Raw genomic sequence first — 17056 nt, forward strand, 5'->3', positions numbered from 1 at the left:
CGGCGGTTACGGCCCAGCGACGGCGGCAGCACGAGATACGCGATCCGGACCAGCCGCGGATAGTGCTCGACGAGCGCGGCCTCGGCCTGCTCGACGTCGACGGGACCGGGGCCGTGGCCGGGACCGGCGGGGGAGGGGGCGAGATCCTGGGTGCTCACATTCAGCAGAACGAGCGAATGATCAGATGGTCACCCCGGACCCCGGGCTCCCGGGGACGGCGGACAGCGCGGCTCAGGCCGCGTACACCGTCAGCCGTTCGCGGAGCACGTCCACCACCTCGTCCGGGACCCCCAGCCCCTCCCGTACGTACTTCTCCATCGACCCGTGCCGCACCGCCACCTCGTCCAGCGCCGCCGCCAGGTACGCCGGTACGACCCCGATCAGCGCCAGCGCCAGCGCCAGCTCCGGGTCGCCGCCCTGCGCCGTGAACCCTTCGATCATCGGCGCGAAGGCCTGCCGCACGGCCGTGTTGACCGACAGGTACTCCGCCATCACGGTGTCGTCGTCCGCTCCGAGCAGTGCCAGCAGGATCGTCGCCGCCCAGCCGGTGCGGTCCTTGCCCGCCGTGCAGTGGAAGAGGAGCGGGCCGGTGTGCGGATCGCCCAGCTCAGTGAGGAAGGCCCGGTAGGCGGCGCGGGCGGAGTCCGTGGACACGAAGGCCCGGTACGTCCGGGCGAAGGCCTCGTGCGCCCGGCCGCCGCCGAGCACCTGCTCGGCCAGCACGGGGTTGGTGAGCAGTGTCTTCAGCCGGGCGGCGGGCGGCAGGCCGCTCGTGGCCAGCTGGTCGGCGAGCACGTCGGCGACGATCAGCCGCCCGCCGTCCGGCAGGTGGTCGGGCCGCTCGGCCCGCTCGGACTCGGTCCGGAAGTCGACGACGGTACGGATGCCCAGACCGGCCACCACCGCGTCGGACGGGTCGAACCGGTCGAGCTGCCCCGAGCGGAAGACCCGGCCGGGGCGGACGCTGCGTCCCTCACCCAGGGGCAGGCCGCCCAGGTCCCGGAGGTTGGCGACGGTGACGGCGGGAATGGCGGGCATGGCGTCGACTCCTCCGGATCGGTCCTTTTCGTACCAAACCGTAATCGATCGGATTCCACCACTCCTGGCGTTCGGCCACGGAGCGGGGGCCCGGGAGGGCAGGATGCTCGCATGGTGATGCGTACGCGGCGAGCAGCGACGGCGGCCTTCCTGGCCGCGATGGTGCTGGTGACCGGCTGCGGTGGGGGCGGGGAGCCCGAGGTGCCCGAGGAGGCCACGGGCAACCTGGAACAGCTCGCCGAGAAGGCGGCGTGCGAGCCGGACATCCAGACGGACGCGGAGGAACTGCGCCGGGCGAAGTGCGCGACTCCGGACGGCGCGTACGTCCTCCTGACGTTCGCCACCGACCGGGGCCAGCGTGAGTGGATCAACGAGGCCAAGGACTACGGCGGTGCGTACCTCGTCGGCCGGAAGTGGACCGTGGCGGGCGACCCCCGGACGGTGGCGCGCGTACGCGAACGGCTCGGTGGTCAGATCGAGACCACCGAGCCGCACGCTTCGCACACCGCGGGCCACCACTGAGGATCAGGTGCAGCGGCGCCCCTCGTTGACGCAGCTCACCAGCCGCTGCATCAGCCGCTGGTCGAAGACGTTGATGAAGTCGCCGTGGTCGGTGACCGGCTTGTGCAGCTGCTCGGGGAACGAGTCGACGGCGAACCCCGGGCCGGGAGGCACGTCGTAGACGATCCGCTGCACCAGCTGCGGGATGGCACGGAAACCGTCGCCGCAACGGCCACTGGCCGGGTCCGCGAAGGCCACATGGGTGCGGTGGTTGGCACTGTCGATGTTCCGCCCGTCCCAGCAGCTCTGGAAGCGGAACGTCCGCACCACCTTGCTGCCCTCCGGGCAGATCGGATACTTGTCCTTCAGCTGACGGTCCTCGAAACCGGTGCACGACCAGGACGCGTTGGCGTTGGCGTCGCCGTTCGTGAACGCCTTGGCGTCCCCCGTGATGATCCGCAGGAAGCGCGGCATCGCCGTCACCTTGGAGACCGGGCTGCCGACGAAGTTCAGCGTGACCTGCGCGGGCGTCTGGATCTCGCCCACGTTCTGGTCCTTCCCGCCGCCGTCGGCCTCGGCGTCGTCCTCGTCCTGTCCGTTCTGGAGCCGCAGGACGGGCCAGTAGTAGGTGGACCGGTCGCCCTGGTTGCGGCAGGTGGTACGGCCCCGCGCGAGGTCGTCGTCGCCGGCGAAGGCGTCGTTGGCCTGGTTGCCGACGTAGTCGTGCATGTGGTGGGCGCCGTTGCTCACGCCCGGCGCGACGATCACGTTGTCCGGGTTGAACTTGCCGTTCTCGTTGCGCCCGCAGTCGGTGGAGAAGGTGCCACGGGAGGCGCCCGAGCGCTGCCGGGGTGTCTTCACATTGGGCTGTACGGAGCGGATGTCGACGAAGTCGGAGGCCTCGGGCCCGTTGCCGGCCGCACCCTCGCCGTCCTCCTGATCGTCCCCGCCCTCGCCCTCCTGACCGCCGTCCTGGCCTTCGTCCTGACCGCCGTCCTCGCCGTCGCCGTCCTGGCCGTCCTCCTGGCCGTCGCCGCCCTCGCCCTCGCCGTCACCCTCGGCGGGGGCGTCGTCGTCCGCGCGCAGGGTGCAGGGTGCCAGACCCTCCAAGGACTGCTGGTCCGTCAGGAGCGCGATCCGCTGGAGGATGGTGAGCCGCTCGTTCTCCAGCGGGGTCAGGATCTGCTGCTCGGCGAAGGCGGGATCCTGCTCGATGCGCTCCCTGTTCTCGGCGAACCGCTGGTAGGCGACGGTGATCTGGTTGTCCAGCGTGGCGAGTTCACGGTCCACCGCCCCCCGGGCGCCTTCCGGCACCTCGCGCAGTTCCTCGGCGACATCGGGGCAGTCGATGGTGGAGTAGGAGGTCCGTTCGCCGGACTCCTCGCTGCCGCGCCGGCCCTCGCCGGCGGAGGCGTAGACATTGACGGCGATGAGCCCGCCCCCGCCGAGAACGAGCGCGACGGAGGCGGCCACCACGCGCTTCGCGCGCGTCGAACGTTTTCGTGTGCGTCCCATGGGGCTCTATACGGAAGGGACGCCCGGGACGTTCAGCCGGTGCTCACTCCGAGGACAGCAGTGCGGCCTCCCGCTCGCGGGAGAGGCCGAGCCGCGGCCGGTCGGGACGCTGCGGCGCGGCCCCGCCGACCGATTCCAGCCAGGCCCAGGTGTCCGCGACCGTCTCCTCCACCGGCCGGCAGCGCAGGCCCGCGGCGAGCGCCTTGGAGACGTCCGCGGTGTGCATGGCGTCGTACGACTCGCCCGGCGGAATCCAGATCGGCAGGTCGGACCAGGGCTCGACGCCGGCCGCGAGGATCGTCTCCGCTGCCGTCCAGCGCAGCTCGGCGTCCGCACCGGTCACGCGCACACAGGCGTCGAGCAGCTCGCCCGTGGTCGTGTGCCCGGGCGGCGAGACCAGGTTGTACGGGCCGTGGAGCCCGGCCTCGGTCGCGTCGAGCGTCCACTCGGCGAGGTCACGGACGTCGATGTACTGCAGCGGCAGCGTGCGGGGCCCGGGCGCGAGGACCGGGCCGCCGCGGGCGATCCGGCCCAGCCACCAGGGCAGCCGGCCCACGTTCTCGTACGGGCCGATGATCAGGCCCGCGCGGACGAACAGGGTGCGCTCCGCGCCGAACGCCTCGACGGCGGCCAGCTCGCCGCCCCGCTTGGCTTCGGCGTACGGCACGTCACCGGCGTTCGGGTCCCCCTCGACCAGCGGGCCGTCCTCGTCGAGACCGGGCGCGGGCGGCCAGGCGTACACCGACCGGCTGGACACGTAGACGTACCGCTTCACCCGGTCCGCGAGGAGCCGCGCCGCGTCCCGCACCGCCGAGGGCGCCGCCGACCAGGTGTCGAGGACGGCGTCCCAGGTGTCGTCGGAGGAGGCGAGGGCGGCGAGCCCGTCCGGAGTCGTACGGTCACCCGTCAAGGAGCCCACGCCGGCCGGAGGAGCGTGGCGGCCGCGGTGGAAGACCGTCACCTCCCAGCCCCTGTCCAGCGCCGCCTCGACGACGGCCCGCCCCACGAATTCCGTTCCGCCCAAGATCAGAAGTCTCATGCCATGACTGTGCACCCGCGTCCGGCACGGAGCACAGTGTTTCCGCTGCGGGAGGAACGGCGGAACCAGGACAACGGGAGGCGGTCTCCCACCCCCGGGTGGCGGGATGTCACCATGTCGGCACGATGACGGATGCCCGGTCCCCGATACGCGCCCTCCGCGCCGCTCTTTTCGCGGCGGTGTGCGTGACTCTGGCCGCTGTGGGGCATTCGTCCATGTCTGCGCACGACATTCCCCGGCCGTCGCTGTACCTCGCCTTCGCCGTCACCGGTGGCCTCGCCTGGCTGGCCGGCGGCAGACGGCGGGGCGCCTACGCGATCGGCGGCGGCCTCCTCGCCGTACAGGCGGCCCTGCACCTGATCTTCTCCACGGGCGGGGCGCACCACACCGGCGCGGGCCATGGCACGGCCCACGCCGACGCCCTGCCGCGCGGGAGCATGGCGGGCGCCTCCATGGGCGGCGCGACCATGGAGGCGCCGAACACGGCAGGCTCCACCATGGGGCACGCGGCCACCGAGCCGGCGATGCAGATGGTCACCGGCCACACCTCCGGCGGCATGCTCGCCGCCCACCTCCTCGCCGCCCTGATCTGCGGCCTCTGGCTGGCGCGCGGCGAGGCCGCGATCTTCGGCCTCGCCCGCGTGGTCGGCGGCGCCCTCGCCCTCACCCCGCTGCGCCTGCTGCTCGCCCTCGCCCGCCTCCGTGTCCGCGTGCCCGAACTCCCGCACCCCGTACGCCCGCGCCCGCACACCCGCCGGCTGCTCGGCGTCGTCCTCGCGCACACCCTCTCCCGGCGCGGCCCGCCCCGGCTGTCCGTACCCCGCGCCACGGCCCTCGGAGCACACGTCTGACCCGGGGGTCGATTCCCCCTGTCGACACACCGACTCCGAGGACAGTCATGACCATCGACGATCCCGCGCGCCCGGAAACGGCCGAGCCGCCCACCAGCACCGACGCCGCCGTCCCCGCCCCCACAACGGCCGGCACCGGGACCGGGACCTGGAGCGCCCTGCGCCCCCTCGTCCTGAGACTCCACTTCTACGCGGGCGTGCTCATCGCCCCCTTCCTGCTGATCGCCGCGGTCAGCGGGCTGCTCTACGCACTCTCCTTCCAGGCCGAGAAGGTCCTGTACGCGCACGAGCTGGAGGTCCCCGTCGGAGACCGGGTCCTGCCGCTCTCCCGGCAGATCCAGGCGGCCGCCGAGGCGAACCCCGACGGCACCGTCACCGCCGTCTGGCCCTCCTCCGAACCGGGCGCCACCACCCGTGTCCTGATGGCCGACCCGGACGTCGCGGAGGGCGCCTCGCTCGCCGTCTTCGTCGACCCGTACACCGCCGGGATACGGGGGCAGCTGCCCAGCTACGGCAGTTCGGGCGCACTGCCGCTGCGCACCTGGCTCGACGAACTCCACCGCGATCTCCACCTCGGCGACCTCGGCCGCAACTACAGCGAACTCGCCGCCAGCTGGCTGTGGGTGGTGGCGCTCGGCGGCCTGCTGCTGTGGCTCGGCCGCCGCAGGAAGAACCGCCGCGAGATCTTCGTACCCGAGCGCGGACCGAAGTCCCGCCGCCGCACGCTGTCCTGGCACGGTTCCGTCGGCCTGTGGGCGGTGACCGGACTCGTGCTGCTCTCCGCGACCGGTCTGACCTGGTCGCGGTACGCAGGCGAGAACATCGACCTCGTCCGGAGCCGGCTCGGCGGCGCCACCCCGACCGTCTCCGCCACGCTCGAAGGCGCGGCGGCCGGCGGCTCCACCGGCCACGAGGGCCACGGCAGCGGCCACGGCGGCCACCAGCCCCCGGCCGCAGACGGCCCGGACGTCGGCATCGACCAGGTGGTCGAGGCGGCCCGCGCGGCCGGCGTCGACGGCAGGATCTCCGTCGCCCTGCCCTCCGAGGGCAAGGGCTATGTCGTCAAGGAGACTGACACCCAGTTCCCGGTGCACCTGGACTCGGTGGCGGTGAACCCGGCCGACGGCACCGTCATGGACGAACTCCGGTTCGCCGACTACCCCTTGCTCGCCCAGCTGACCCGCTTCGGCATCGACGCACACATGGGCGTCTTCCTGGGCCTGTTCAACCAGCTGGCGCTCGCCGCCCTCGCGCTCAGCCTCATCCTGCTGATCGTCTGGGGCTACCGGATGTGGTGGCTGCGCCGCCCCGGCCGCCCCGTCGCCCGCGGGGCCTGGCGGAAGATCCCGCCGACGATGCTGCTGCCGCTCCTCGCGGCCACGGCTCTGGTGGCCTGGTTCGTACCCCTGCTGGGCCTGAGCCTGCTGGTCTTCCTGCTGGTCGACCTCGCGGCCGGCCTCGTGACGAGGACGAGGTCCCGGGACCGGGATCAGAACCGGGACCTCACCCGAACGTCCTGATCAAGGCGTGTACTTGTAGCCGACCCGCCGCACGGTCTGGATCGTGTGGCGGTGCTCGACGCCCAGCTTGCGGCGGAGCCGGGCCACGTGGACGTCCACGGTCCGGCCGTCGCCGACATGCCCGTACCCCCACACCGTCGTGACCAACTGGTCCCGGGTGTGCACCCGGTGGGGGTGGGCGACGAGATGGGCGAGCAGCTCGAACTCGAGGTACGTCAGGTCCATCGGCTGCCCGTCCACCACCGCGATCCGCTGCGCGCTGTCGATGGAGACCGGCCCCTCCCCGGACGGAGACGCCGTCGCCGACGCCTGCTCGTCCGCCGGGACGAGGACCAGGTATCCGACCATCGGCGGCCGGCCGGGCAGCGCGGGCAGGGCGTGCGGCGGCGCGGGCAGCAGGGTGGCACCGGGCGGCAGGAACTCCGCGACCCGCGAGAGGTCGGCGACCTCGTTCGGCTCGACGGCACGGAGCCGGTGACGGCCCGGATGGACGGGACGGACGGCTGTGAGGGACGTACTGAGGGGAGCGCTCTGGGTGTGGGCCATGGGAGATCAGCTCTTTCGCGCGGAGAAACGGACGGACAGGTGTCGTACGTCGTGCGCGTCGGCCGAAGGCCACGGGAACCGGACGGTGTCCGGTCGGGCGTTAGAGGGTCGACGCGTTCCTCACGCGCCGACAGCACCGGTCGAAGTCGTGGTGCTGACGGGAAGGCCAGAACGGCTCGAGGTCATGACGACCCGTCGCGCTGTCGTTCTGTGTGATGGCCATAATCCCTATTGAACCAGAAGGGAAACCCTGCGACGACCCCCTCCCCGGCCAAAAGCCCTGCCGGGTACGGCGAAAGGGGCGCCCACCGTGACGGTGGGCGCCCCTCAGGCGTCGTGCGGAGGTGCGGATCAGACCTGACCGGCCTTCTCCAGGGCCTCGCAGCAGGTGTCGACCAGCAGACGCGTCACCACGTACGGGTCCACGTTCGCGTTCGGGCGACGGTCCTCGATGTAGCCCTTCCGGTCCTGCTCGACCTGCCACGGGATACGGACCGAGGCGCCGCGGTCCGAGACGCCGTAGGAGTACTCGTCCCACGGGGCGGTCTCGTGCAGACCGGTCAGGCGGTCGTCGATGCCGGCGCCGTAGTTCTTCACGTGGTCGAGCGGCTTCGAGCCCTCGCCCAGGGACTCGCACGCGGTGATGATCGCGTCGTAGCCCTCGCGCATCGCCTTCGTGGAGAAGTTGGTGTGCGCGCCCGCGCCGTTCCAGTCGCCCTTCACCGGCTTCGGGTCCAGCGTTGCCGAGACCTTGAAGTCCTCCGCCGTGCGGTAGAGCAGCCAGCGCGCCACCCACAGCTGGTCCGCGACCTCCAGCGGCGCCAGCGGGCCGACCTGGAACTCCCACTGGCCCGGCATGACCTCGGCGTTGATGCCGGAGATGCCCAGGCCCGCCTTCAGGCAGTTCTCCAGGTGCGCCTCGACGACGTCACGGCCGAAGATCTCGTCGGCGCCGACACCGCAGTAGTAGCCGCCCTGCGGGGCCGGGAAGCCGCCGACCGGGAAGCCGAGCGGACGCTCGCCGTCGAAGAACGTGTACTCCTGCTCGATGCCGAAGATCGGCTCCTGCGCGGCGTACTTCGCGTAGACCTCGGCCAGTGCGGCGCGCGTGTTCGACTCGTGCGGCGTCATGTCCGTGTTCAGGACCTCGCACATCACCAGGATGTCGTCGCCGCCGCGGATCGGGTCGGGACAGACGAAGACCGGCTTGAGGACACGGTCCGAGGCGTGGCCCTTGGCCTGGTTCGTGCTGGATCCGTCGAAGCCCCAGATCGGCAGCTCGGCGAGGGTGGCGCCCGAACCCGGCAGAATCTTCGTCTTCGAGCGAAGCTTCGCGGTCGGCTCGGTGCCGTCGATCCAGATGTACTCAGCCTTGAAGGTCACGGGCCTCATCCTTTGGCGTGCTGCTGCGGGGTTTGCTGCGGCTCGCGACGCTGCGAGAGCTGCGTTCTGTGTCTGCGCGCAGCTTCGCAACACGGGATTTCCCGTCCGTTGCCCGTTTGTGAACCCCGTGTTACTCAGCTTTCTTGTGTTTCCCGGATCCGCTGTGCGACGACGTGCCAGTTCAGCAGCGAAGAGAAGCCCGCTCCCTCGACACGCCGTACGAGCTCGGCGTACGTCGTCCCCAGCGCCTCGGCCGTGCGGCCCAGGTGCCAGTCGCAGTCCGCGAGCCGGCGCAGCAGATGACCCCGCCGGATCTGGTTCTCGGAGAGGCGGAAGGTCTTCAGATACAGCGTCCGGCCCTTGTGGTCGGTGATCAGCTCGCCGATGTGCTGCTCCTCACCGGTCCGCCGGAAGGGAGGGAGCAAACGGTGCAGATCATACGAATCCATCCGGTACACCCGCTCGAAGGCGTAGGGCGTCTCCAGCAGGTCCCGCGCCATCAGCGTCCCGTGTGACTCCGCCCACGAGCGCTCCTGTGCCCGCGCCGCCGCGCGCAGGTCGGCGAGGGTGCGGATGCGGCCGGTGTCCCGGATGCGGGCCCTGAACTCCGGCACCGGGGCGCCGTAGAACGCGTACTGGTGCACCAGGTCTCCGTACAGGTCCTCGATCAGCGTCGGGTGCAGGACGCGGTAGTCGTCCGGGTGCGGCACGACGAAGGCCGCGGCCAGAGAGTCGGCCACGTACAGCATCAGACCGCACTGGCCCGGGTGGATCTCGAAGATCCGCAGCGCCTCGGCGAGCCCGGGCACCGACCATCCCGCGTACGCCGCCTCGGCGCGCGGCGACAGACCCCGGCGTACCGCCTGCTGGGACCACTCTTCCCAGATGACGGACGGACCGCCGAAGTGGAGGGCCAGGTACCCCTCCAGGGCGATATGGAGAGGGAGGAAACGGAGCCGCTTCTCCGACCGGCCGTCCCCGCGCCGGCGCTTGGCGAGGCGGTGATGGTGGCGGACCGGCACCGTCGGAGGGTCGCCACCGAGGCGGGTGCCGTACGCCGCCGCCTCGGCGCCGCCGCCCGACCAGTCCGCGACGAAGCCGTGCGGGACGTATGAGGTGTAGGTCGTACGGTCCCCCAGGTCGACCGATCCACCGTCCCCGTGACCCCCGTACACCTCACGGTGGAGCCGCAGCCCCTCCACCGGCACGGCCCGGACGAGCGGCACGAGCCGGACGCCGCCCCACACCTGAGCCGGCCGGACCTCCAGACCGGTCAGATCGATCCGGGTCATCGCGGCGCCCCCTTCAGAAACAGCTCCACCCGCCGGTCCAGATACGCCCGCAGCTCCGCGAACCCCGTCCGCCCCTCGGCGAACTGGGCGATCTCCACCAGCGCCGCCAGGTCCTCCGCGTCCCGGATCCCGGCCGTCGGCACACTCGGCGCGAGCCGGCGCACATCGAAACCGGCGGTGTCGTATACGGGGTTCACATGCACCACGCTCGTCCGCCGCTCCGGGTCGAGCCGCGTCCGCCACACCCGCAGCACCTCGCCGGCCAGCCCCGGAGGCGCGTTGTCCCACCCGTCCGAGACGATCACCAGACGGTCCGGCGCCGCCTCCAGGGCGTCGAGGATCCGCGTACCGAGCGGGGTCGGCCCCCACGGCCGTACGAGAAGCGGATCGAACCCGCCGGAGGTGCCCGAGGTCCAGTGCGCCGAGTACGCGCCCGGTGCCGCGAGGGCCTCCAGCAGGAAGTGGCAGCCGAGGGCGACGGCCAGCGGACGGCGCCGCTTCACGGCCGAACCGGAGGAGGAGTGACTGTCGTCGAGGACGGCGGCGACCCGGCCCCACGTCCCGGCGTACGGCCCCGCCACCCGCCCTGCGGCCGCCCGCAGGGCCCCCGTCAGCTCGGCGCGGCGCGCCGCCCGCTCCCCGAAGGGGAGGGAGAGGACGAAGAGCGCGAGCCGGGTCAGGGGCATGGCGGCCAGATCGGTGGCGGGCCCCGACCGCTGCGTGCGGAGCCGCTCCAGGCGGGTCATCCGGGGTGCGATCCGTTCCAGGAAGACCGCCCGCGGTACGCCGTGCTTCGCGGCGAAGCCCTCGGCCACGGTGAACGGCAGCTCGTACAGCGCCCCCTGCTCGTAGTGGGCGCGCCGGTACGCGTCCAGGGCGGCGTGCTCGTAGCGGACCCGGCGGCCGGGCGCGAACAGGAAGTCGCCCGACTCGTCGCCGGGGAAGCGCCGGTGGACATGGCGGGCGGCGGTCTTCAGACCGGACCGGTACTTCACGGCGTCGTGCGCCAGGCCGCCGCTCGCGGCACGGCCGGCCAGCCAGTCGCGCACGATCGCGCGCGTGCGGCGGTTGTTGACCTTGGCGGCCCGCAGGGCGCGGAACAGCCGGTAGACCCGCTGCGGCGGCAGCAGCGCGAGCCGGGCGGCGATCAGCCGTCCCTCGGCCCGCTTCCCGGTCGGACCGTCGGCCTCGTCGGCGGTGCGCAGCAGCTGCTCGACGATCGTCACGGCGTTGTGGTCGTTGATGTCGAGGGCGAGCGCGGCGGCGTACACCGGGCGGTAGTTGACCCGGACGTACTCGTGGAGGAAGGCGAGGGAGAGCCGCTGCTCACCGGCCGAGGAGCGGAACTCGCGCTGACCGGTGGCGGTGACGGCCGCGTTGACGAAGAGGAGGACGTCCTCGGCGGCGATGAGGTCGGCGTACGTCTCCGGCATGGGGTCCCCCCTCGCGGTGGCTCGGGTGCCGGCCGGGGAATGGGGGCGCGAACAGCGAAAACGTTGCTTTACAGGCAGGTCCCGGAAGTCGCACCGGAGTCCCGCGGCCGGCCGGGGAAACGTAACACCCGTGGGAGCGGGGCCCCCACGCATTTACCGGCCCGGGTGTACGGCCCGGGGAGGAGGGGAGGCCGGCGAGGCCGGGGCCGGTGTGTCGGTGGGGACCGGCAGACTGGGGGCATGACGAAGCTCTCGGGCGCGAAGCCCCGTATCGGCCTCCTCGGCACCGGCCCCTGGGCCGCGCGCACCCATGCGCCCGCCCTCGCCGCGCACGACGGCGTCGAGTTCGTCGGGGTGTGGGGCAGGCGCCCGGAGGCGGCGGCCGAACTCGCCGCCGGGTGCGGCACGACCGCGTACGACGACGTGGACGCGCTCTTCGAGGCGTGCGACGCCGTCGCCTTCGCCCTGCCCCCGGACGTCCAGGCCCCGCTCGCGGTCCGGGCGGCGGCCGCGGGCTGTCACCTGCTCCTGGACAAGCCGGTGGCCACGACCGTCGCGGCCGCCCGGGAGGTGGCCGACGCGGCCGAGCTGGCCGGGGTCGCGTCCGTCGTCTTCTGCACGCTGCGCTTCGCGGAGCCGACCGCGGGCTGGATCGAGGAGCAGGCGGCGGCCGGCGGCTGGTTCCTGGGCGAGGCGCACTGGCTGGGCTCGCTGTTCGCTCCCGGCTCGACGAGCGCGTACGCGGCCTCGCCGTGGCGCCGCGACAAGGGCGGCCTGTGGGACGTCGGCCCGCACGTGCTCTCGGTCTACCTTCCGATCCTCGGCGACGTCACGGAGGTGACGTCCGTGGACGGGCCGGGAGACACCCGTCATCTGGTCCTGCGGCACGCCTCGGGGGCGAGCAGCACGGCGACGCTGACGCTCAGCGCCCCACCCGAGGCGGCGGAGGCGGCACTGACCCTGTTCGGAGAGCGGGGGCGGGCGGCGATGCCGGCGTGGGACGGTGCGGTGGGGGCGTTCGGAGGGGCGGTGGACGCGCTCCTGGAGGCGGCGCGGACGGGGGTGCCGCACGGGTGCGACGCCCGGTTCGGGGCGCGGCTGACGGAGATCCTCACGGAGGCGGAGGCGGAGCAGGCGGCGGGTCCAACGGGACCTTCGGAACCCGCCGCCTGACGGCGGACCGCCGGGCTCAGCCGACGCGCTCGATCCGGGCCTTCCGGATCAGGAACTTCCCGGGTTCACGGACCTCCTCGAAAGCCGCGTTGTTGAGCAGCGCGCAGCTGCCGGAGACGGACGTGACCTCTACGGTGGTCGACTTGGCGTTGTCCAGGTTGGTCACCTTCAGGAGAGTGCCGAGCGGGAACTGGTTGCTGGAGGCAGCAGGGGCGCCGGCCTCGCCGGAGAGGGTGACGGTCGAACCGGCGCACACGACGTCGGCGCCCTGTTCGGCGCCCTGTTCGGCGGCGGGAGGCGCGGCCTGCTCGGGCGGCGCGGCCGGCGGTGCCGACGGGGACGGTGTCACCGTCACCCCGCCGGCTTCACCTCCGGCCACGGCCCCGGTTTCTGCATCGGTGTCGGCCCCGTCACCGGCCTCGACGTCCGCACCGGCCTCACCTTCGCACCCCGAGGCCGCCTGTTTGCGCCGGATCTCGGCGATCACCGCCTCCCTGTTGGCGATCCGGGCCTGCGAGAGGGCGTCGGGATCGGCGCGCTGGTCCGCGATGAACCTCTCGTTGTTCGCGAGCGCGGTGGCGAGGCCGTCGCAGGCCACGGACGCCTGACTCGTACCGGCCAGCACCACCGCCGTTCCCCCGGCGAGCACGAGGGCACCGGCCATCAGCGCGATCTTCTTCTTCCGGCTGAGTGTTCTGCTGCGTGACACGTGAGGCTCCGTTCGTTTCCTGTCGGTTCCTGTGACGTCAGATACGAGCGGCGCGCTCGTTCGTCTCAACGCGGGGCGGAACGCAGAACAGAACGCAGGGCGGAGCACAGCGCGTCCAGCGCGCCCTCGTACAGCCGCTCGGAAGGCGTCGCGTACCCGACGACCAGCCCGTCCTGCGGTACGGCCCCGGCAGAGCCGTGGTCCGGATGCCGGTACCCGCTCAGCCCCTCCACGGCGACCCCGTGCCGCGCAGCCGCCGCGACCGCCGCGTCCTCAGTCCCGGCGGGCAGGTCCACGACGGCGTGCAGCCCGGCCGCGATCCCCGTCACCCCGACCTCCGGCACGCGGGCGGCGAGCACCTCCACCAGCCGGTCGCGGCGCCGGCGGTGGCGTTGCCGCATCCGCCGGACGTGCCGGTCGTACGCGCCCGAGGCGAGGAGGTCCGCGAGCGTGAGCTGCTCGGTGGCGGAGGAATACGGTTCGCGCTCGCCCTTCGCCGCCACGACACCGTCCACCAGCGCGGCCGGCAGCACCATCCAGCCGATCCGGAGGGTGGGGGAGAGGCTCTTGCTGACCGAGCCGATCAGGACCGTACGCTCGGGGCCGAGGCCCTGGAGCGCGCCCACCGGTCGGCGGTCGTAGCGGAACTCCCCGTCGTAGTCGTCCTCCAGCACGAAGCCACCCGTCGCCGCCGCCCACGCGGCGACGGCCGCGCGCCGCTCGGGGTGCAGCGGCCCGCCGGTCGGGAACTGGTGCGCGGGCGTCAGCAGGACCGCTCTCGCCTCGCCGGGGAGCCGGTCGACCCGGGCGCCGTCCTCGTCGACGGCCACCGGCAGCGTACCGATCCCGGCCTCGCCGAGGAGCGCGCGGTGGAAGGGGAGTCCGTACGCCTCCATCGCCCAGGGGCCGGGCAGGACGCGGGTGAGGAGCCGCAGGGCATGGGCCGCGCCGGAGCAGATCACGATCCGGTCCGGACGCGTCCGCACCCCCCGCACCCGGGCCAGGTACGCGGCGAGCTCCCGCCGGAGTTCGACCCTTCCCCGGGGGGCACCGATCCCGAACACCTCGTGCGGCGCCGCCGTCAACGCCCGCCGCGCCGAGGCCAGCCAGGCTGTACGGGGGAAGGCGGCGGGGTCCGGCTTCCCCTGGACGAGGTCGTACGGGAGGGACGCGGACCCCGCCGGACCGGCACCCTCCACCCCCGTATCGGTCTCCGTGCCGGTGCCCGCCTCCGTGGCCGTCGGGCGGGAGGCCACGCGCGTCCCCGACCCCTGACGGGAGGTCAGCCATCCCTCCGCGACCAGCTCCCCGTACGCGTCGGCGACGGTGTTGCGGGCGACCCCCAGATCGGCGGCGAGCGACCGGTAGGGCGGCAGCCGCGTCCCGGGGGCCAGCCGCCCGCTCCGTACCGCTTCCCGCAACGCCCCGATGAGCACCGCCCGCCTGCTCCCCGGCCCCGTGAGCTCCAGATGCAGATCGACCCCCGGGCCCTCATCGACCCCGCCTTCTTCTCTCACGCGGGCACCCCGGCCTCATCCATGGCCACGGTCATCCCACCGGGGGGAACGGCCGGATCGGCGCCCGCGCCCGCGCTCGAGACCGGCCCGGGCACGGCGAGGTCCTCCAGGAGCCGGGCCACGAGGTCGGCGGGCAGGGACGGGTTCTCGGCGAGTTCCCGGCGGAGCGCCTGGAAGGGCGGGCCGTCGCCGCGACCCTCGAAGGCGATCAGCCGCAGAAGCAGTGGTGTGCGGAGGGCCGGGTCGGCGGCGGCTCCGTCCAGCACGGAGGAGTGGAAGGCGACCATGTCTCAGCTCCGCGCCCCGTCGGCTTCCATGATGTCTCTTACTCCCGAGAGGAACCGGCTCACGGCGTCGACCTCGTGCTCGTCGAAGTCGGCGAGGAGTGCGACCGTTCCGTCGATCAGCGGTCCGAAGGAGGCCCGGCCCAGCTCCCTGGCCCGGTCCTCGACCCGCAGCAGCACGCGCCGCCGGTCGCGCGCGTCCTGGACGCGAGCGAGCAGACCGAGCCGCTCGAGCCGGTCGATGACGGCCGTCGTACCGGCCGAGTTGAGGCCGAGCGAGGCGCCGAGCCGGCCGGCCGTGGCGTCCACGCCGGCGCGCTCGGCGTCGAGCAGGCAGATCAGGGCGCGGACGTCCGTGGTGTGCATGCCGTTGCGGGTGGCGAACTCGGTCTGCCGCAGGCCGTAGGCGACGGTGACTGCCCGCAGCAGATGAAAGATCTGCATCCGGGCCGCCTCCGCCGAATGCCCTGCCTCCGCGGAGTCCCCAGGATGTGCGGAATCTGTCATGACGCTTCCTCTCCCCGTTATTATCTCGCTCAGCAAGATTATCGCCCAGCGAGAGGTCTGCGCCATGTCCGAGAGCTTCCTCGCCACCTACGACACGGTCCTCGCCAAGTGGCCCGAAGGAAGCACCACTTCGGAGGTCGAGACGGCGCACGGCACGACCCATGTCATCAGCCACGGCCCCCGGACCGCCCCGCCGCTCCTCCTCCTGCCCGGCGGCGGCGCCACCTCCACCGGCTGGTACGGCGCGGCCGCCGCGCTCGGCGGGGCCCATCGCGTCCACGCCGTCGACCTGATCGGCGACCCGGGCCGCAGCGTCCCGGACCCCGCGCGCCCTCTCCGTACGGTCGAGGACCTCGTCGCCTGGCTGGACGAACTCCTCGCCGCCCTGGCCCTGCCCTCCGCCGCCCTGGCCGGCCACTCCTACGGAGCCTGGATCGCCCTCCACTACGCGCTGCGGTCACCGGGTCGCGTGGACCGGCTCGTCCTGCTCGACCCGACCAACTGCTTCACCGGCTTCAGCCCGCGTTACCTGCTCCGCGCCCTGCCGATCCTGCTGCGCCCGACCCCCGCCCGTAACACCTCGTTCCTGGAGTGGGAGACCGGCGGCGCGCCGCTCGACCCCGACTGGCGCGAACTGAACGCCCTCGCCGCCGGCCTCCCGACCGCTCGCCCGGTCACCGGCCCGCGCCCCTCGGCCGCGGAGCTGGGCTCCCTGAAGCCGCCGACGCTCCTCCTCCTCGCCGAGCGGAGCCGGGCCCACGACATCGCCCGGGTGGCGGCCCGGGCACGGGCGGCCGTCTCCCGCCTGGAGACGGCGACGCTGCCGGGGGCCACCCACCACACGCTGCCGGTGGCGTCCCCGCCGGGGACGTACGAGCGCGTCGCGGACTTCCTGGCGCCCGGCCGGTCAGCGTGACAGGGCGTCCCGTACGGCGTCCTCGGTCCGGGCGACCACGGCCGTCCCGTCGTCCGCGGTGATGATCGGCCGCTGGATCAGCCTGGGGTGGGCGGCGAGCGCCTGCACCCACCGGTCCCTGTTCGCCTCGTCCCGAGGCCACTCCTTCAGCCCCAGCTCCTTGGCGTCCGCCTCCTGGGTGCGCGTGATGTCCCAGGGCTCGAGCCCCAGCCGCTCCAGGACGGCCCGGATCTCGTCCGGGCTCGGCACGTCCTCCAGATAGCGGCGCACGGTGTAGTCGGCGCCCTCCTCGTCGAGCAGACGAACGGCGCCGCGGCACTTGGAACAGGCGGGATTGATCCAGATCTCCATACGTCACACGGTACCCCCCGGACTCTTCTCCACCACCCCTCAAACCCCGTCTGGCCAGGGGCGATTGTCAGTGGGAGCACCTAAAATGGGGGGTGAAGGCGAGGGCCCCGGGGAGGGCCCTCGCCCACCGTTCGCCAGGAGGTCGCCCATGGCCGTCACCATGACCCGGACGCTGTCCCTCGAACCCTGGAAGCCCCTCAAGAAGAAGCCGCTCCCGGCGGGCCGCCCCCGCGAGTGGTACGTGAGCCACAACCGCCGCCTGAAGGCCATGCGCCTCGCGATCGCCCTGCTCGACTCGGGCGTCCACGACCCGGCGAAGGCCCGAAACGCGCGGATACGCACCACGGCCGAGCGCATCGGCATCCACCCGCCCTCCGACACCACCTGCCGCATGGTCCGCGCCCTCCTCCGCGACGGCCTCTGACAGTCGCCGATCCACAACGACGAGGGCCGCCGCCCCCGGAGTGATCCGGGGGCGGCG

Annotated in this window: 18 protein-coding genes; 6 read left to right on the forward strand and 12 right to left on the reverse strand. The window is 72.9% G+C overall.

Annotation, left to right across the window (positions count from 1 at the left end):
• Positions 1-231 precede the first annotated feature (231 nt).
• Entirely contained in the window at positions 232-1038 is an 807-nt protein-coding gene (locus IE136_RS01095) for a tyrosine-protein phosphatase (protein WP_189599175.1), read from the reverse strand.
• A gap of 117 nt (positions 1039-1155) precedes the next feature.
• Between IE136_RS01095 and IE136_RS01100 the strand changes: the two genes are divergently transcribed.
• On the forward strand, positions 1156-1560 hold the full coding sequence (locus IE136_RS01100; protein WP_158994203.1) for a hypothetical protein: 405 nt from the start codon (positions 1156-1158) through the stop codon (positions 1558-1560).
• A 3-nt stretch (positions 1561-1563) separates the two neighbouring features.
• Here the strand turns inward: IE136_RS01100 and IE136_RS01105 are convergent, their stop codons facing one another.
• Positions 1564-3054, reverse strand: coding sequence for a DUF1996 domain-containing protein (locus tag IE136_RS01105; RefSeq protein WP_158986716.1), 1491 nt, complete (start codon positions 3052-3054; stop codon positions 1564-1566).
• 43 nt (positions 3055-3097) lie between these two features.
• Entirely contained in the window at positions 3098-4093 is a 996-nt protein-coding gene (locus IE136_RS01110; RefSeq protein WP_162467828.1) for an NAD-dependent epimerase/dehydratase family protein, read from the reverse strand.
• Between the two features lie 215 nt (positions 4094-4308).
• Between IE136_RS01110 and IE136_RS01115 the strand changes: the two genes are divergently transcribed.
• On the forward strand, positions 4309-4944 hold the full coding sequence (locus IE136_RS01115) for a hypothetical protein (protein WP_229818587.1): 636 nt from the start codon (positions 4309-4311) through the stop codon (positions 4942-4944).
• 47 nt (positions 4945-4991) lie between these two features.
• Positions 4992-6464: a PepSY-associated TM helix domain-containing protein gene (locus IE136_RS01120; RefSeq protein WP_189599177.1), complete on the forward strand. Its 1473-nt coding sequence runs from the start codon at positions 4992-4994 to the stop codon at positions 6462-6464.
• Here IE136_RS01120 and IE136_RS01125 read toward each other — a convergent pair whose 3' ends face one another.
• The 4 genes from IE136_RS01125 to IE136_RS01140 all read right to left on the reverse strand — a co-directional run bounded on the left by IE136_RS01125 (position 6465) and on the right by IE136_RS01140 (position 11118).
• Positions 6465-7010: a winged helix-turn-helix domain-containing protein gene (locus tag IE136_RS01125; protein WP_158986710.1), complete on the reverse strand. Its 546-nt coding sequence runs from the start codon at positions 7008-7010 to the stop codon at positions 6465-6467.
• 351 nt (positions 7011-7361) lie between these two features.
• Positions 7362-8393, reverse strand: coding sequence for a glutamine synthetase (gene glnII, locus IE136_RS01130; protein ID WP_189599178.1), 1032 nt, complete (start codon positions 8391-8393; stop codon positions 7362-7364).
• A gap of 134 nt (positions 8394-8527) precedes the next feature.
• Positions 8528-9685 carry an ARPP-2 domain-containing protein gene (locus tag IE136_RS01135; protein WP_158986706.1) on the reverse strand — a complete coding sequence of 386 codons (1158 nt, stop codon included), beginning with the start codon at positions 9683-9685 and terminating at the stop codon, positions 8528-8530.
• Positions 9682-11118: a hypothetical protein gene (locus IE136_RS01140; protein WP_158986705.1), complete on the reverse strand. Its 1437-nt coding sequence runs from the start codon at positions 11116-11118 to the stop codon at positions 9682-9684. The genes IE136_RS01135 and IE136_RS01140 overlap by 4 nt, the downstream gene beginning before the upstream one ends.
• Before the next feature lie 240 nt (positions 11119-11358).
• Between IE136_RS01140 and IE136_RS01145 the strand changes: the two genes are divergently transcribed.
• Entirely contained in the window at positions 11359-12291 is a 933-nt protein-coding gene (locus IE136_RS01145; RefSeq protein ID WP_158986703.1) for a Gfo/Idh/MocA family protein, read from the forward strand.
• A 16-nt stretch (positions 12292-12307) separates the two neighbouring features.
• On the opposite strand, the gene IE136_RS01150 is transcribed toward IE136_RS01145, so the two are convergent.
• The 4 genes from IE136_RS01150 to IE136_RS01165 all read right to left on the reverse strand — a co-directional run bounded on the left by IE136_RS01150 (position 12308) and on the right by IE136_RS01165 (position 15245).
• The gene (locus tag IE136_RS01150) at positions 12308-13000 is read right to left on the reverse strand and encodes an SCO2207 family protein (RefSeq protein WP_189599179.1); all 693 of its coding nucleotides are present in this window, start codon (positions 12998-13000) and stop codon (positions 12308-12310) included.
• 65 nt (positions 13001-13065) lie between these two features.
• Entirely contained in the window at positions 13066-14517 is a 1452-nt protein-coding gene (gene pdxR / locus IE136_RS01155; RefSeq protein WP_229818588.1) for a MocR-like pyridoxine biosynthesis transcription factor PdxR, read from the reverse strand.
• Complete coding sequence (locus tag IE136_RS01160) at positions 14514-14804, reverse strand: hypothetical protein (RefSeq protein WP_189599350.1); 291 nt, start codon at positions 14802-14804, stop codon at positions 14514-14516. Before IE136_RS01160 ends, pdxR begins: the two co-directional genes overlap by 4 nt.
• Positions 14805-14807: 3 nt before the next feature.
• Positions 14808-15245 (reverse strand): MarR family transcriptional regulator, encoded by a 438-nt coding sequence (locus IE136_RS01165; RefSeq protein ID WP_189599332.1) that lies wholly within the window; start codon positions 15243-15245, stop codon positions 14808-14810.
• 127 nt (positions 15246-15372) lie between these two features.
• Between IE136_RS01165 and IE136_RS01170 the strand changes: the two genes are divergently transcribed.
• A complete protein-coding gene (locus IE136_RS01170) occupies positions 15373-16224 on the forward strand; it encodes an alpha/beta fold hydrolase (RefSeq protein WP_158994197.1) in 852 nt (283 codons plus the stop codon).
• On the opposite strand, the gene IE136_RS01175 is transcribed toward IE136_RS01170, so the two are convergent.
• Complete coding sequence (locus IE136_RS01175) at positions 16216-16575, reverse strand: arsenate reductase family protein (RefSeq protein ID WP_189599180.1); 360 nt, start codon at positions 16573-16575, stop codon at positions 16216-16218. The two genes, IE136_RS01170 and IE136_RS01175, sit on opposite strands and share 9 nt — an antisense overlap.
• 148 nt (positions 16576-16723) lie before the next feature.
• Here IE136_RS01175 and IE136_RS01180 point away from each other — a divergent pair, with 148 nt between their 5' ends.
• Entirely contained in the window at positions 16724-16999 is a 276-nt protein-coding gene (locus IE136_RS01180) for a hypothetical protein (protein ID WP_158986693.1), read from the forward strand.
• Positions 17000-17056: the final 57 nt, after the last annotated feature.

It is taken from the genome of Streptomyces lateritius (assembly GCF_014649715.1).
GTDB lineage: Bacteria > Actinomycetota > Actinomycetes > Streptomycetales > Streptomycetaceae > Streptomyces > Streptomyces lateritius.